A 16315-nucleotide genomic window follows, 5' to 3' on the forward strand; every position below is an offset into this window, starting at 1 on the left:
CGCCGTGGATACGCGCCGTCACTTGGGAGAGCATCAACGTTCGACAGCACTCTGAGTTTCAGAATACTGGCGTGTAAGTGACAGGCAACCCTACTAACGGGTAGGAATCGGTCGGAACGGAGCGGATTCCGAACCGTCCTATGGAGGCGGCCTGTCCGCCCGCGTAACGAGGTCAATAGTGGGCTCGCCGCGGTCGTATCGGGTGATTCTCGGTGTTCACGGGTCAGCAGAGCGTCTGAAGGAACTGAGTGTTGGAACCTGTTCCATCAGGTCTGCCAATAGGAACGAGTGAGGAGTACAAAGACAGGGAATATCTCTAGTCGGCCCACCCACATCAGGAATACCATCAAGAGTTTCGAACTCCGGGGGAACGGCAGAAAGCTGTTCATCGGTCCGACCAATCCTATGCCCGGCCCGACGTTGCCCAACGTCGCGGCGACTGCACTTGTCGCTTCGAACGCTGTCAGACTTTCACCTGAAATGCCGATGGTGATTATTATGAGAGTCCCGAGGGCGAAGATAACGAGATAGAGGACAGTAAACGTGAAAATCCCTCGAATCGCTGTCTCATCGATAACTTGACTTCCAAGCCGAACAGGCTTGACGACTTCCGGATGGGCCGCAGTAACCAGCTCCCGGCGAAGCGCTTTCAGCATTACGATCCACCTGATTACTTTGATACTACCGCCGGTACTCCCCGCTGAGCCGCCAATGAACATCGCGAACAAGAGAACGAACTTGGTCTGTTGTCCCCAGAGATTGAAGTCCATACTTGCGTAGCCAGTCGTCGTGACGATAGATGCAATCTGAAAGGCGGCATGCCGGACGGCCGGCTCAACGCCTCCCGTGAGCATCTCGCTCCCCAAATTCGTGAATAGTAGCCCTGCAACGAGTGCGGTGAGGATACCGATAACGCCAATATAGCCCTTCACTTCAACATCGTTCCTCACGGTCTGGAGGTCGCGGTTCCAGAGATGCCAGAACAATGCAAAGTTCGTCCCCGCTGCGATCATAAACGGAATAATGAACCACTGGACAATTGCGGTGAACGCCTCAATCGATCGGGCTTCCGGTGAGAACCCGCCTGTCGGCATCGTGGTGAAGCCGTGTGCGATCGCATTGTACAGCGTCATCTCGGGGGCTAGTCCCACACGGTGAAACGCGTATAGTCCGACGATTTCGAGGATTGTAAGACCGACATATAGTCCCCAGAGTGCGCGTGCTGTTTCAGCGATTCGGGGGGTAAGTTTCTCAAGTCCAGGGCCGGGAGCTTCCGCATCCATCAGCTGGGCTCCGCCAACGGAGAGTTCTGGGAGAATCGCGATCGCAAGAATGACGATTCCCATCCCTCCAAGCCACTGAGTCTCCTGTCTCCACATCATCAGTGCGCGGGAATGGTTCTCGAAGGAGATACTCCCCATAACTGTGGACCCCGTGGTTGTGAATCCACTCATCGTCTCGAACAGCGCGTTAACGGGGAGACGGAGTGTCGAACTCGCCCCATAGGACGTGAAAGCCCCTTCGATCACGTAGGGGACCGCACCAACTACGCTAACTAGGAGCCACGTCAGCGCCACCATAAGGAACGCTTCGCGCGGTCCGAGAGCATCTGCAGGATCGTTATGCGTCTGTTCCAGCCCCCAGCCCACGCTAAACGCAATAACGATCGTCGCGAGAAATGTCGAGAGCCCACGGCCATAATAAAGCGAGAGTATGACAGGAAACAGTAACGGAATGGTGAGCCACTTTATAACACTCCCTGTTAGACTAGTAGCTGCCCGCCAATCAGCTCGTATTCTTGATATCATTACTCAATTGATTTGTTGTCTGCATCCAGTAATGAACTCGACTTTCCTGTCCACATATCTATAGCTAAATTGAAGGTTTGAAAATGTATAAATTTTAATATAATTTCACTAATCAACGTGTATTTTTGTGTAGAGCCTGAGCGACACTGGATTTGGGCCTGTAAGCACCCAATCTCTGATTGTCTGAGCCACATCCCGAATTACTCTTGATTCCATTGGCTCACTCAGAGGAATTAGTCCTTCGCTCTTGTGTAGCAGGGTTACTGTCGGGTTGGATGTATTTCAGCCGTCCCAGCCGCCATATTCTGTGGCAAACTCACGTCCGGTGCACTCGTCAGGAGTCAACCCAAACAAGCGGAACTCAACGTCCTCGAAGGGGATCCCCCAGACACCGAGGTCTGGTGGGAACTCTGCATTTGCGGTTAGGCTGGCGTATGCTTGCTCTGTGTCGGCGTCCTCGATCTCGTAGATCTCGCCCGTCACAACGACACTCCGCCAGATCGCGGGGTCGTCTGCGTCTTGCTCGTACACTGTGAGACAGACGTTCGGGTTGGATTCGATCGCTTCACTCTTCCGGCTGCTGTAGCCGCCACCCCACTGCATCGGAAAGACCATCTCTTCTGCATCGTAGCCGAAGGAAATCGGGATTGCATACGGTTGTGTGCCGTCGACCAGTGCCAGCACGCCGATGCCATTTCGAATGAGCACTTCATCGATTTCCGTGTCGTCGAGGCGTCTCACTATATCAGAGATCCCATTCCACTCGCCTAAAGGTTTCTCGCCGACTGGCTGGTTGCGGGTCTATCCACGCGGAGGAGGAGGTCAAGCCGGCCGGTTTCAACTGAAGCGGGAGCGCGAGTCGAGTGAGGTAGTTGACAATGCAGAGAATCCGCTGACACACGACGAGGTCACTCGTCGAAGAATTCGTTGATTCCGAACTCAGTCTCCCACTGTGGCCTTTCCGAGCTAGGCCATCCGTTCTAGTTTAACGCGACAACCGACCGCCGTCTGTTGATCTGATATCGTCGCAACTACCCGGTTGAGAAACCCGGTGGGAAGTATGACCTACAGCCCACCGGATTCAGTCGTAGTTGACCGGATTCAAAGAGCGTTTCCCTCCGATGAGTTGCGCGAGCGCGCTCGCGCAACGAATCTCGTCGAACGTCAGCGCAAGTTCGACATCGTTGCACTGTTCTACACACTCTCGTTTGGCTTCGCTGCCGGCTCAGACCGTTCTCTACAAGCATTTCTCGAACGCTACGTCGAGATGGCTGACTGCGACAAACTCTCTTACGCAGCATTCCACGACTGGTTCGAACCGGGCTTCGTTGCACTCCTTCGAGAGATTCTCGATGACGCTATCGAGAATCTCGATACTGGACGAACCGACTTGAACGGACGTCTCGAACGCTTTCGAGACGTCCTGATTGCCGACGCGACTATCGTTTCACTGTACCAGGACGCCGCTGATGTCTACGCAGCAACTGGCGAGGACCAAGCTGAACTGAAGCTCCACCTCATCGAGTCACTCTCGACAGGTCTCCCAACACGGCTCCGCACAACCGACGGAACAACTCATGAACGGAGTCAGCTACCCACCGGAGAGTGGGTAGCTGACGCCCTCATACTCCTTGATTTAGGCTTCTACGACTTCTGGCTGTTCGACCGAATCGACCAGAACGGCGGATGGTTCGTCTCCCGCGTCAAGGACAACGCGAACTTCGAGATCGTCGAAGAACTACGGACGTGGCGGGGCAACAGTATCCCGCTGGAAGGGGAGTCGCTGCAGGCCGTCCTTGACGACCTGCAGCGACAGGAGATTGATATCCGCATCACGCTCTCGTTTGATCGCAAACGAGGGTCGGGCGCAAGCGCGACCCGGACGTTTCGGCTGATCGGCCTGCGCAACGAGGAGACCGACGAGTACCATCTGTATCTGACGAATCTCGGCAAAGAGGACTATAGCGCGCCCGATATCGCGCAGCTCTATCGGGCGCGCTGGGAAGTCGAGTTGCTGTTCAAGGAGTTAAAATCGCGGTTCGGTTTGGACGAGATCAACACGACCGACGCCTACATTATCGAGGCGCTGGTTATCATGGCAGCAATTTCGCTGATGATGAGCCGTGTAATTGTGGACGAGTTGCGGTCACTTGAGGCCAGACAGCGTGAGGCCGAAGCCGCCGCAGACGCCGACGAGTCGGCGTCGCGGCTCCCTCGGCGTCGCTGCTCGCTAGCCGTGGAGCGGCACGCTCATCTGATTCAGCTATATCTTATGGTTGAGTTGGGCTACGAACTACCGGATTTGGACGAGCTGTTGCTGTGGGCGTCACGAAATCCAAATCCACACAGGCAACGGCTACGCAGCCAGGTTGAATCGGGTGAGTTCAGCTTTGCTCGCCACTAAACTAGAACGGATGCGAGCTAGGCATTTCACCAGCGAGTTTGCGCAGTTCATCGAGTGTCGTCCACGGGTAGCACTGTTCCATCGCTTCCCATCGCTTAAACATTCACATACAAGTTGGGATATTAGATTTTTTCCAACCTGCCTATCTCGAACAGTTACATAACCGCGGCTAGAAACGATGAGTATGAGCGATAGTACAGAGGTCCCACGACGCCCGCCTGGAGGGAGAACCGATCCTTTCGGCGGTGAAGACGTCCTCCCGTTCGAGAAACAGCGGCGTGCACATCGCTTCATCACGCAGGAAACCCGCTACAACATAATCCAGGCGATCTTGGGGCACCCTGAACACCTCGTCACTCTGGACGAGTTCGTGTACCTCGTCCCGAAAAACCGATCGACCATTCGTGAGCATCTAGACCGGCTCGCTGAGAAGCAACTGGTGAGGAAAGCCGTCTACGAAGGTGACGACGCCGACCAGAACGACCCGCGAGAGTTCTGGCGATTGACCTACTATGGCATTACCCTGCTCGACGAGTACAGTTACCTGCGATACGTTCCCGTGCTGCGCGCCCTCCAGGACAACCTCTACCTGACTGAGAAAATCGAGCGCCACCGAGACGCAGCTCGCCCGCCGCTGCCTGACGATGTCGCCAGCGCATTCGACGCGCCACTGCTCGATTCCGATATGAAATCGGAGTTCGATGAGATACTAACCGCCCGGAAACAGGGTGGTGGCCAGCTGTTCGACGCCCCATCGGTCGAACCCGACCCGGCTGCTACTACCGAAGACGGCACCGACCGCCCGCTCGACGAACTGTTCCAGTAAACTACCTTCCCCCACTTCGCTCACTGCTGACGCGGGTCGTTCCTTGTGAGTAGGGGATATTACGTGTCGGGGTCGGACACATCGTCTTGCTCAAGTGAGTGTTGCAGTCCCTCGGCTGTGGTGAGTACTTCCTCGGCGGTGTCTAGCCCAACAGGATCTGCCGCATAGCGGGCACGTTCGTATGCAGTCGTAAGCGACTCCAGTGCAGAGCCTTCAGCGATGCCTGCCGCAACAGCCGCGTTGTAAAACTGCCAGTGGGTCAATTGGGTGTCAATCGGATACTGCGTAGCGACTTGTGGACGAACTGCTGTGTAGGCAAGCACAACCGCATCATCCGGATGTCCATCAGCAAGAGCACGTTCAGCCGACTCAAGTGTCGGTGGCGCCTGTTCACTAGTTGTATCTGTGTCGCCAGGTGTCGCATCCGGTGTCTCCTCATCAGCAGATGCGACATCACTCGAAGATGGCGCTGGGGCGGACTGCCGTTGGCGATAGAGGTACATCCCGCCACCGGAGAAACTGAGTAGCGCACCGACGAGGGCGACCGTAATGAGTGGCTGTTGCTGTATTGCGGTGAGAATCCCACCATTAGCCGGTGCAAATCGAGACGGAAGCGACGCAACCGTGGTCACAGCTTCAAGATTGGATTGCGCGTCGGCATAGCGAACCTGCAGTGCAGAGGCATTCTCGGGTAGGGAGTCACTCTGGAGTGCGAGTTCATACGTCCCATTCGGGCCCGTCGACGTCTCCGTGAGACGGTGGTCGTCAGCGGAGACTGTGACCGTTGTATTTGCAAGCGGCGTTCCGTCGGGGCCAGTGAGTTGTCCCGAAACCACGACTGAGGTATTACCCTGTGGACGCGTTGTCGCTGTGAGCGTCGGTGTCCGTCCTACGATTTGGACGGAGGCTGTTGTCTCGGAGACTGCAACCGATCGATTCGTGTACGGTGTAGTGATTGTAAGCGACCGTTCACCAGTCGGAATCGTTGCATTGAGCCGCTCACTGAGAGCGAATGAGCCGTTGCGTTCGGTCGCAATCTGTGCTATTGGCTGCCCGCCGAGAGAGACCACAAGAGGCAGTTCTCCAACGGCTGTTTCATTGGCTGTCACGCGGCCGCGAAGCGACACCGGATCGTTGAAGCCGACATTTTGTGAGGCATTGTGAATGCGCACCGTCGCACTCGACTGCGTGAGAGACACGTTAATTGAGGAGTCGGCACCGAGATACAGCGATGCAGTTGTCGGTTCGTATCGAACCGGCACAGAATGCGTTCCAAGCGGCTGTGTGACCGGCCGATAGTGGAGCGTAAATGAGCCCGTGTCGGAAGTCGTTACGGGATACGTCTGTGCTCCGACGGTGATATTGACGCGTTGGGATTCGATGGGCTCACCACTGGCTGTCTGGAGGGTTCCCGACATACGGATTGGGTCACTAAAGGAGCCATTCTGCGTTACGGCCTCAGCACGCAGATGAGTGTCTGTAAATTCTGCGTCCCGAATTTGGGCCTGTGTCTCGGAGATGTTCTCAGAGACAGTCCGAACTTCTTGCTGTCCAACCGAGGTATCGACCCCCAAGGTCGTCTGGATGTCCGTATAGGACTGATTGAGGTCCGATGCGTTCTGCTGGATCGTATTCTGGGTTCGGAGTAGCTCCCGCGCTAATTTTCGAGCGCGAGTGTCATTCCCCGCTGCTTTGGCCTCTCGATATGCCTCCTGCGTCCGTTGATACTCGGAGACTTGCGTCGAGAGAGATTGTTGCTTCTCTTGGGCTTGTTCAAAGTCTGCAGCTGTCGTTTCGACGCCACTGTCCTCCGCAACCTCGGAGTACTTCTGAAGCAGTTCCGAATAATCATCTCCGAGTACTGCTTGGGCCTGTTCATACTCTCCCTGGCTGATATTGACACTACTTTGGCTCAGTCGCTGGCTCAGGCGAGCCGCAAGTTCCCGCTGAAGAGCAGTAGTCGCATCCTCTGACGCTGCCTCGTCGGGATCTTTGTGCCGAATTGGTGTTGTGGTCTCGTTCTGCTGGAATAGCGGGCCAGTTGTAGCACTGACCGCAGTAACCTGCGTATCAGATTGGGAGGGTTGGCCTGCCACTCCAGCCACACTTCCACTACAGATCAGACAGACCGCAAAGAAGAGCTGTAGTCCAACAACCAGGTTTCCACGCACACTCTGACGTTGCCGTGATAATATAAATGTCCTTCCGTCGACTGGAGAGGGCGGTGGCTCTCCTGGGTCAATCGCTAACGGTGAGTTCTGCTGGTTCAGCTTCCGGGACAGGCACTTGCTCAATCAGGTCTTCGAGGATGTCGGCCACGGGACGTTCACTCATTTCTGCTTCTGTGGTTAACACCAACCGATGCTGGAGGACCATCACGGCCAGGGCTCGGACGTCTTCCGGCGTCACATAGTCGCGGCCCTGAATCGCTGCTCGTGCCTTACTCGCGTTCAACATTGCCAGCGACCCACGCGTCGAGGCCCCATACTCGATCTCGGACGCATCACGCGTGGCAGTCACAATAGCCAGCAGGTAGTTCTTGACAACGTCGCTAACGTGGACCTCTTCAACGGTCTCGCGACCAGCGATGATCTCATCAGTGGTCACAACTTGCTCGACATCTTCGGGCCCAAGGTCTGGTGTCGAATCAAACCGGTCAAGCACATCTTTTTCCAGCTCAGTCGGCAGCAACTCCAGTTCATATTTGAGCATAAACCGGTCTTTTTGCGCCTCAGGGAGTTCATAGGTCCCTTCCATCTCGATCGGGTTTTGGGTCGCAACGACGACGAACGGAGTCGGTAACGACAATGTCTGGCCAGCAATGGTCACCTGTCGCTCCTGCATTGCTTCTAAGAGCGCACTCTGTGTCTTCGGCGTCGCCCGATTGATCTCATCAGCCACAACAAGATTTGAAAAGATAGGCCCACGCTGGAGCTCGAATTCACCGTTCTCTTGGCGGTAGACTTCCGTCCCAGTCACGTCTGCTGGGAGAATATCAGGCGTCATCTGGACCCGGGTATAGTCTAATCCCGTCGCCCGGGCGAAGACGTTCGCAATCGTTGTCTTTGCAACTCCTGGAACGCCCTCAAGTAGCACGTGGCCACGCGTTAACAGCGCAATTGTGAGCCCTTCGATGACCTCCTCATTACCGATGAGGACTGTCTCGACCTCATCTTGGATCGAGTCATAAATCTCGGCCGGCGTACTCATTGCTCGACGAGACACACGTTGGGTATGTCAATCTCCCGACTGCGGGACGAGCGCGTTGCGCTGTCGCCACAGCCGCGGCGAGAGATACCCAAGAACACCCAATAACAGCGTGATCGCAACTTGGGCCCACGCGTTAGTTCGGAGTGTCACGAGCGCAACTTGGAGTGGTGGACTTGAGGACGTGTGTGTGCTATCCAGTAAGACGAGTTCGGACCCCGTGAGTAAATCAGTCGTAAACGCCTGGTTGTCAGCCCGCTCAAGCATCGCGTTGATGAACAGGCTCCCATCACTCACGACAATAACCGTCCCACTGCCGAGTTCCTCGCGAGCGATGACTGGAGACGATTGGAGCGATTCATTCTCGTCGATTTCACCGTCAGTGTCGCGATCGAGATAGGAGAACTCCGAGCTTCGGGCGAGGACAGTTGCATTCTCGACGGTCAAAACCGTCCCATAATTTAGCATCACCGTCTCGGCGCTAGTGGTTTCTGACGCATTGGGCACGACAGTCGCCGTTGGCATTGCCGTAGAGGGGCCGTTATTTTGTGGATCACGGAGGAGGCGTCGATCAAAGCGGGTCTCGGCACCGATACCAGTCAGAATCTGATTGCCGCTCCCAAAGTCATCAGCAACAACGAGTGTCCCACCCGCAGCAACGAACTGCCGTACCTGTGTGAGTTCACTCTCTGTGTAGGTCTCATCAGGCCCAATGATCAGAGCCGTGGTGCCAGCAGGCGACACATCGCCATAGGCAGCCGTCGAGAGCGCAACGCGGGTTTCAATAGCTTCCTCAGTGGCCGTTGATTGGATTCCAGAGGCGCCATCCCACGAGGGGTTAAAGACGCTAAAAGCAGCAGCCGAGGTACTCGCGGTGACGAGCATCACCGCAATCAACACCCCAACAAGCGCCAACAGGAGGGCCTGTGGAGTTACAAGATCTCGAAGGTCCATCTGTTAGAACACTCCTGGGGGGAGGATTTCGAGAATCCGCCGAATCACGATATAGCCGAAGCCAACGAGTCCAAGTCCGATAATATACAGTAGTCGGCGCCGCCACGCTGGCGAGATTGAAAATGGAGCGGTGAGTTCTGTAATCACGAGAAAACCAATGAGTGACGTCACAAAGACGAGTTCATAGGAGATCGATTCAAGCAGCGCCAGGATGAGGATCACGCCGAGCGTCCACGCGACAGTCGCGTGAACGAACTGCAATCGCTGCTTGACAGCCATATCTATGCCAGCCTAGCCGTCCCTTACTAAGGTGTCGTTTTGCCGTCTTCTGTTCCGGGGGTTAGGTAGGGATTGCTTGCAGCAAAATAGCAGGTATATAGATGCGATACGACAAGCGAAGTTCATATACGACCTGGGTCTAACAAGTCACTAAATGCTACCTTGGGGACACGCAGCAGTCGGTTATCTTCTGTATTCGTTGTATTCGCGGTGGCGTCTTGGTCGTCCCCCAATTGGGCTCACCGTCTTCGCGTTGGGATTCGGCACCCAGTTTCCAGATCTGATCGATAAACCACTCACGTGGACAATCCCGCTTCTCCCCTATGGTCGCAGCCTCGCACATTCGCTTTTTAGCTTCGTCCTCATTCTGTTCGTTCTTAGGATCCTCTTTCGGTATCCCGACCAGCGTGCGCTCACGACTGCCTTCGGAATTGGCTACGGTACCCACCTCATTGGGGATGGACTGGGCCCGGTGCTCCACGGGGATTATTTTGCGCTCGGGTATCTTCTGTGGCCCCTGACAGACGTCCCTGAAGGTCACTCGCGGAGTTTTATCGAGTTCTTCCTCTCACTTGAGCCGACCCCAATGATGCTGTTTGGAGTGGCACTAAGCGTATTCACACTCCTCCTGTGGGTCTATGACGGGATGCCTGGGATCAAAGATCTGTTTTTCAGCTCGCACTCCAGTTTCGATTCAACGTCCGCCGAAGACACGCAAGCACAGAAGTGACGCAGGAGGCGCTATGGATATCTCGCGTATAGCGGCTCCGCAGGCTACACGTACGAGCGATTGCACAACATCACGGGCACCAATCACATCGTGTCAGCCGAAGCTACGTCGTTCGACATAACCGGAACCAACGAGGACGCACAGCTTGGCGGCGACGCGGACTCTAACCCTGGAGTTAGCTAGCTGGGGTTTCGGTGCAGGCGGACACCCGGAGAGAACTCACGTCAACGTGTTTTAACCACTGCGCACACGATCCCGCCCGTATCGGTGCAACTCCGTCCTAACAAACTTTATTGCGTTTTGCGTGCAACTCGCTATTAGGAATGGCAACGAGAGAAGCGAACGGGGATACCCCACTCGACACTGGTGGCGAGGTGTTTGAACTCCTTGAGAATCCTCGCAAAGCGTGGATCTATACCTACATCCACCATCACCCAGCAACGACGATCCAAGATATCGTTGAGACGCTCGATCTCCCGCAGCGAACGGTCTACGAATACGTCGACGACCTCGAAGTCGCTGGCTTCATTGAGCAATCAAATGATGGACGACCAGCAGAATATACGACGCACAAAATTGACCTCCAATTGGTCGCAGGCGATGCTAAGCGACAAATCACGCCGGAGTTAGTTGAGGCGATTGCTCGTCGGCTACGGGACGACGATCTCGATACGTACATCGATCGCCACGGGCTGGATGGGCTCGCTGTTGCACTCGAATACGCTCACGAGTACGTCGACGGCTCTGTCACACATCAAATAATGGCCCGTGAACAAGAGATTGCACCCTTAGAAGCAGGCATCATTCTGGATGCGCTTCGTCCCGTCATCGAGGATTGACCGGGAATGGAGCACGAAAGCGGGGCCATTTTCATCGATTCCTCGGTTCTCATCAGTTGCGGTCGGCGTGAAAGCACGCGTTTTCGAGCACTCGCCCGTGAAGCTCGTTAGCGTGATACCGTTTTCCGTATCTCGCCACGAGTGTACGCCGAGGTAACTGGAGATTCAGCACCCGACGCGTATACCTCTAGTGGGTCTCCTGTTGAGGTGGCAGTACAAGAGGGCTGGGTCAACTGCCTCGGGATCAAGCCCCGAGGCTTGTCAGTGGACTCCCGTTCTAACCGAGTAACTCGGTAGGTCGGAATCGACCGTTCGCGTTCAATGTTCCTGACTTCAGAGCCAGTTGACTCGTGGCTCGTCCAGCACCAGACTTGAGCCAGTGCTGGATAAGACGCCACCCGATATTCCGAGCGGCGTTGTAATCGCTGTGCAACTGCTTCCCGCACTTCAGGCACTCGAAATCGTCACCGTCGCGGTTATCTTCGTGCGTGAACCCGCACTCGCCGTGGCTGCACCGTTGACTCGTGTACGCGGGATTCACGTCATCCACGGCGATACCGTATTCTTCAGCCTTGTATTCAACGTGACGTTGGAGTTCTTTGAATGCCCACTGCTGAAACTTACTGGCATTCGAGATGCGCTTCCTGATATGCTTCAAGTTCTCGAACGCAATCGCCGTACAGTCGTTCTTCACAGCCTCTTGAACGATTGCTTTGGAGATACGGTGGAGGTAGTCGGCGCTCCACCGGGCGAAGCGTGACCCGATGCTTTTGATGGTGAGGTGCGCTGACCGAGTGCCTGTCTGTTGTAGGTTGCCACGCCGACGCTCGTACTCGTTGCGTCGGTGATTGAGGGAGTCTGCGTTACCGAAGAACGCTCCCGTGCTGGTAACGGCGACGTACCCATCCACGTTCAAATCCACACCGAGAACCACTCCGTTCTCGGATTGTTCGTCGCAAGAATCAGAATCAGATTCAACGTCTTTCTTCACAGCGACGTGAAGGTAGTACGTGCCATCACGCTTGTGGAGCGTTGCTTCGGCTTTCTCCCATTCGTCAGTCCAGTAGTCCTCGAACGGCGTTCCTTCCTCGTTGACCGGTGTGACGTATTCAGCGGTCACGCGCTTGTCGGTCGTAGCGAGGGAAACGTGGTCGTCGTTGTACGTAATAGTTCGGCCGTTGTACACGACGACGCTCCCTCGGAACTCGGGCTTACCGGCTTTCTCGCCATCGAACTTGCGGTCTTTGCAGTTCCCGAGTGCGGTGGCCGCAAGATTACGGGCTGATTGAACGAGGCTGGATTGGAGGGAGAGTTCGTCACGAACGTCAGAGTACGTCTCTTTGTGGAGCGTGTTCTTGGTGTCTGTGATGTTGTAGGGGTTGTCGTCCCACCCGTGGTCAGCGACGTGTTGTGCCGCCTGTCGGAACTGCTCGAACGTCTCATCGAGAACTTTAGAGTCCTCTTGGGGAACGTCGAGTTTTACTTGGATGTTCCGAACAACCTCCATACTTCATTAGAAATGGTATAAATACTTAAAGCTACATATTGAAATTGGGGAGTCAGTCTTGCCATCGAGCGTAGTTTGTGAAGGGTAGTGTCAGCTTCCTCCCCGAGGTCAAGCCTCGGGGTATCCGCGTTGTATTTTGGATGAAAGTCACCGAAAGTCCGTCCTATTCCGACGCAGATATATCAAATGTGATGGATCAGACACGGAAGTTCATCGCAAATTCCACCAATCGATCAGAGGACATCGTCGAAAAAGCGGATACCGAAATTGTGGGTCTGGCGCTTGAAATGCTGCTTGATACTACTGATCAAGTCACCATTGTTACGAACGATATACCGCTTGGCGAAGCAGCCGAATCGCTACTCCCAAAATACGGGTTTGACGACGAACAAATTAGGTGGCTCACCGGTGGTGAACTCGCCGATGAACTTGCCGAGGGTTTCGTTCCCGAATTCGATTGACCTATCAGGCAGAGCAGGTCTCGACGGTTGGACACAGTGTGTGAGAGAACACCACACTATTGCCTTACCCCAATTGTTCGAGCGGTGAGAGACGTGAGACACGCCACCCGGCGGTGAGCGCGCCAACAATTCCGATCACGAGCGCAATGACGATCCCACCAAGCAAGATCCGCGGCTGAATGCTCACGACATTCTCAAAGCCGACGATTGCATCGGCAGCGATATTTAACACCTGAATTGCAGGAACGGTCAGCGCTGCGCCGAGAATCCCACCACCGACACCAAGAAGCAACGCCTGGGTACCCACAACCCCAACAAGTGTCGAGGCTGCAGCCCCCTGTGCGCGTAAGGCAGCCAGCGTCTCACGCTGCTGATAGACCAACGACAGCAGTAAGTTCGTGGTGAGTGCGATGCCGGCGATCGCCGCAAGGATCACCAGACTCCCACCCGCTGCAATGAGCACGGCTTGGCGTTCAAGTGTTGCCTGGAGCTGCTCGCGGTTCGTTCGCACTTGATACTCTGGGTAGGCCGCTTGGATGTCGGACTCGACGGCAGCCACAGCGGCATCGTCGGCGACGTCGACGGTGATCATCGTCGCCTTATCATTCGCGGTCGTTCCCGTGATTTCCTGCAGTTCACTCAGATGTAGGATGACAGTCGGGGTCCCCAGGAATTGCGAGAATGTGGGCGAAATCCCGACGACGCGGAATTCGTTCCGCTGGGCACTCCCGATCGTCCCGCCAATATAGAGGGAATCATTGACGGAGACGTGGTAGAGCTCCGCCGTCTGGGGAGAGATGACGACTTCGTGCGTCATCGACCCATTGTATGTGCCATCCGCATAGTGGATGTCTCGTGAGGAGAACTCCTGCCCGGCAGTGATTTGCACAGACCCGCCTCGAGCAGGGGCACCAGTGCCAATGAGTGTATCAAACTCCGAGCCATTCGGAGAGACATAGACGGTCTGGAAGGCCATCGGCACGGCTGTCTTGACGGTATCGCGTTGCTCGATCTCCGCCGAAACCGAGTGGGCGTCATAGACCGTATTCTCGAAGCCGCCGACAGTCCCGGGTGCGAGTTGGACGGCACCACCTGTAACCCAGAGATCGCGCCCAGAGGCGTCAAATTTCTCTTGGCCAGTCTCGATGACACCCAATCCAACACTCCCAAGCAGCGTCATCGAAAGCACAGCTAAGCAGATCCCAATGACAGCGAGGATCGTACGGGCTCTGTCGTGGCGAAGTTGCTGGATCGCAATCCCGATGACAGCCCGCAGTTTCGAGATGAGCCACATTAGCCAAGCACCTCCAAGACGTCTGCGCGCCGCGTCAGCCAGACCGGATAGACCGATGCTGCGGCAGCAATGACAGTCGCCACAACGCCAGCTGCAAGCACTAATCGCGGATCAAATGACGCGACCGATTGGACGCCGAGATATTGCGCTGCCAGTCGGTTCGTCAATTCGATCCCACCGATTCCGAGGAGAATGCCAATAGCGGTCCCAAGCAGCGTCAGGATGAATGTTTCAGCCACGACGAGGAACGCGCGCGAACTCGTTTGATAGCCGACCGCAGTTAAAACCGCGAGTCGCTTTCGGTCGGCGTGCAGTTCTAAGCCCATCATTGTTGCAACAAAGAGCGTCCCAACGACAACGGCAGTCAGGACTGCGGTCACCGCAATTGCAACGGGCAGACTCGATGTCGAAAGACTCTGTCCGGCAAAGCCACTTTTTGTAATCACGGTTGTTTGGGGGTAGAGTGCCTCGATCTGGGATTTGACGCCAGTACTAGAGGTACTCACGAGGATTTGATCTGCTGGGTCACCATCCGTTGCGCCAGTAATCGCTTGAAGTTCACTTTGATGTACGACAACGATAGGGAGCGGACCAGCACCGGTCGAGTAACTACCTGTGGAGACATTTACTACCTGGAGCGACCGATTGAGATCCTTGCGTGGAAGGGTGAGTTCCTCTCCAGTGTCTAGTGACAGGAGCTCTGCGGCGGCCTCACTCGCCACGACTTCGCCCGTCCAGTCGCCTTCATACGAGCCATTTGCGTAATATGGATCACCTGGCGTCAGGGCAGCTGTCGAGACACCCAAGATTTCTCGATCTGTGCCATCCGGAATGACGCCCGCTGCGATCACGTATTCTGACGTGTTCGATGCTGGGGCGCGGACTTGTACAACCCGGAGTAAGACTGGACTGGCATAGTCAATCTGTGGGTCTTGGTTGAGCCGGGTCGCCACATCGTGTGTTCCACCGAGTTGAGTGCCCTCAACTGAAACGGCGATCGAGGATGCTGTCCGATCCTCTGGGACAATCCAATAATCCACGTCTTCACCTTGGATCGCGGATTGTGACGCAAGGCCGATCGCGACGCCGCCAACCGTGACCATCACCATAATCGCGACTGCGACACCGAGGATGCTCATCGCGAGTTGTTTGCCTTCGCCGCGTGCAAACCGGCCGGTGATGCGACCGACGGCTAAGCGCAAGAGGCCCGCATATCGGTGCCACCTACCCATTGTTTACGATCTGACCATCGCGGAGTCGGATCACCCGATCTGTTTGTTCGAGGACGCGCTCATCGTGGGAGGCAACGATGACGGCCCGATCGTCGGCGCTCTCGCTGAGGACCTCGATAATCTGTTCACCCGTCGCTGTATCGAGTTCCCCGGTTGGCTCGTCAGCAATAACGACGTCAGGGTCGGTCACGAGAGCCCGTGCAATCGCCACGCGTTGTTGCTCGCCACCGCTCAATTCGCCGGGCTTGTGTCCCATCCGATCGGCGAGATCAACCCGTTCAAGCAGTCCCGTCGCCTTTTCCCACCGCGTTCGCTTGCCAACGCCGTGTTCGACGAGGGGGAGGGCCACATTCGAGCGAGCTGAGATGGAGGGGAGCAAATAGAAGTGCTGGAAGACGATCCCGACGTTTTCTAAGCGAAGTCGTGCCCGGCGCTGTTCTGAGAGGCCCGTTGTCTCTGTTCCAGAGAGTGTGACGTGGCCGTTCGTGGGCGTATCGAGCCCGGCGAGTAAGTGGAGGAGCGTTGATTTGCCACTCCCACTTGGGCCCGCAATCCCGACGAATTCGCCTGGATGAATATCGACCGAGATTGCATCGAGAGCCGTGACCGTTGGCTGGGACTGGCCAGAAAACAGCGAGTCAGCACCACGTGAGTATTGTCGTGTCACCTCACGGCACGACACGACCGGCGTTGACGTACGTTTGGAGGACGGTATCGAGGCGGCATCAGCCATATAGCTGATGTGTTAGATGGAGCTTACTTAACGGTCCCGAG

16 protein-coding genes and 1 pseudogene are annotated in these 16315 nt (G+C 55.8%); 6 read left to right on the forward strand and 11 right to left on the reverse strand.

Annotated features, from left to right (window positions below; translation table 11 throughout):
- Positions 1-266: 266 nt before the first annotated feature.
- Together NO362_RS14215 and NO362_RS14220 are read right to left on the reverse strand one after the other, a co-directional pair.
- The gene (locus NO362_RS14215; RefSeq protein ID WP_256546719.1) at positions 267-1808 is read right to left on the reverse strand and encodes a TrkH family potassium uptake protein; all 1542 of its coding nucleotides are present in this window, start codon (positions 1806-1808) and stop codon (positions 267-269) included.
- 282 nt (positions 1809-2090) lie between these two features.
- A complete protein-coding gene (locus NO362_RS14220; RefSeq protein WP_256546720.1) occupies positions 2091-2549 on the reverse strand; it encodes a pyridoxamine 5'-phosphate oxidase family protein in 459 nt (152 codons plus the stop codon).
- A 310-nt stretch (positions 2550-2859) separates the two neighbouring features.
- Between NO362_RS14220 and NO362_RS14225 the strand changes: the two genes are divergently transcribed.
- Positions 2860-4212, forward strand: coding sequence for an IS4 family transposase (locus NO362_RS14225; RefSeq protein WP_256546721.1), 1353 nt, complete (start codon positions 2860-2862; stop codon positions 4210-4212).
- Position 4213: 1 nt separating this feature from the next.
- Here the strand turns inward: NO362_RS14225 and NO362_RS14725 are convergent, their stop codons facing one another.
- A complete protein-coding gene (locus NO362_RS14725; RefSeq protein WP_500683728.1) occupies positions 4214-4315 on the reverse strand; it encodes a DUF8170 family protein in 102 nt (33 codons plus the stop codon).
- Positions 4316-4396: 81 nt separating this feature from the next.
- Here NO362_RS14725 and NO362_RS14230 point away from each other — a divergent pair, with 81 nt between their 5' ends.
- A complete protein-coding gene (locus NO362_RS14230; RefSeq protein ID WP_256546722.1) occupies positions 4397-5038 on the forward strand; it encodes a helix-turn-helix domain-containing protein in 642 nt (213 codons plus the stop codon).
- Between the two features lie 59 nt (positions 5039-5097).
- Here NO362_RS14230 and NO362_RS14235 read toward each other — a convergent pair whose 3' ends face one another.
- The 4 genes from NO362_RS14235 to NO362_RS14250 form a co-directional block, all read right to left on the reverse strand.
- Positions 5098-7209, reverse strand: a complete 2112-nt coding sequence (locus tag NO362_RS14235; RefSeq protein ID WP_256546723.1) for an HlyD family secretion protein — start codon at positions 7207-7209, stop codon at positions 5098-5100.
- Between the two features lie 67 nt (positions 7210-7276).
- Positions 7277-8248 carry an AAA family ATPase gene (locus tag NO362_RS14240; RefSeq protein ID WP_256546724.1) on the reverse strand — a complete coding sequence of 324 codons (972 nt, stop codon included), beginning with the start codon at positions 8246-8248 and terminating at the stop codon, positions 7277-7279.
- A 27-nt stretch (positions 8249-8275) separates the two neighbouring features.
- Positions 8276-9199 (reverse strand): DUF4350 domain-containing protein, encoded by a 924-nt coding sequence (locus NO362_RS14245; RefSeq protein WP_256546725.1) that lies wholly within the window; start codon positions 9197-9199, stop codon positions 8276-8278.
- 3 nt (positions 9200-9202) lie between these two features.
- Complete coding sequence (locus NO362_RS14250) at positions 9203-9478, reverse strand: DUF8044 family membrane protein (RefSeq protein WP_256546726.1); 276 nt, start codon at positions 9476-9478, stop codon at positions 9203-9205.
- A gap of 154 nt (positions 9479-9632) precedes the next feature.
- Between NO362_RS14250 and NO362_RS14630 the strand changes: the two genes are divergently transcribed.
- From NO362_RS14630 to NO362_RS14730, 3 genes and pseudogenes are all read left to right on the forward strand, one after another.
- A complete protein-coding gene (locus tag NO362_RS14630; protein ID WP_369335109.1) occupies positions 9633-10208 on the forward strand; it encodes a metal-dependent hydrolase in 576 nt (191 codons plus the stop codon).
- Positions 10209-10531: 323 nt separating this feature from the next.
- A complete protein-coding gene (locus NO362_RS14255) occupies positions 10532-11047 on the forward strand; it encodes a winged helix-turn-helix domain-containing protein (RefSeq protein WP_256546727.1) in 516 nt (171 codons plus the stop codon).
- A gap of 123 nt (positions 11048-11170) precedes the next feature.
- Positions 11171-11344 (forward strand): annotated as a pseudogene (locus NO362_RS14730) (hypothetical protein); the annotation flags it as partial.
- Here NO362_RS14730 and NO362_RS14260 read toward each other — a convergent pair.
- Entirely contained in the window at positions 11325-12554 is a 1230-nt protein-coding gene (locus NO362_RS14260; protein WP_256546728.1) for an RNA-guided endonuclease InsQ/TnpB family protein, read from the reverse strand. The pseudogene NO362_RS14730 and the gene NO362_RS14260 sit on opposite strands and share 20 nt — an antisense overlap.
- 77 nt (positions 12555-12631) lie before the next feature.
- Here NO362_RS14260 and NO362_RS14265 point away from each other — a divergent pair, with 77 nt between their 5' ends.
- Positions 12632-13015, forward strand: a complete 384-nt coding sequence (locus NO362_RS14265) for a PIN domain-containing protein (protein ID WP_256546729.1) — start codon at positions 12632-12634, stop codon at positions 13013-13015.
- 64 nt (positions 13016-13079) lie between these two features.
- On the opposite strand, the gene NO362_RS14270 is transcribed toward NO362_RS14265, so the two are convergent.
- The 3 genes from NO362_RS14270 to NO362_RS14280 all read right to left on the reverse strand — a co-directional run bounded on the left by NO362_RS14270 (position 13080) and on the right by NO362_RS14280 (position 16274).
- Entirely contained in the window at positions 13080-14309 is a 1230-nt protein-coding gene (locus tag NO362_RS14270) for an ABC transporter permease (RefSeq protein WP_256546730.1), read from the reverse strand.
- Positions 14309-15448 carry an FtsX-like permease family protein gene (locus NO362_RS14275; RefSeq protein WP_256546731.1) on the reverse strand — a complete coding sequence of 380 codons (1140 nt, stop codon included), beginning with the start codon at positions 15446-15448 and terminating at the stop codon, positions 14309-14311. Before NO362_RS14275 ends, NO362_RS14270 begins: the two co-directional genes overlap by 1 nt.
- Before the next feature lie 85 nt (positions 15449-15533).
- Positions 15534-16274 (reverse strand): ABC transporter ATP-binding protein, encoded by a 741-nt coding sequence (locus NO362_RS14280; RefSeq protein WP_256546732.1) that lies wholly within the window; start codon positions 16272-16274, stop codon positions 15534-15536.
- Positions 16275-16315: the final 41 nt, after the last annotated feature.

The sequence above is a fragment of the Halobellus inordinatus genome, from assembly GCF_024498335.1.
Classification (GTDB): domain Archaea; phylum Halobacteriota; class Halobacteria; order Halobacteriales; family Haloferacaceae; genus Haloquadratum; species Haloquadratum inordinatus.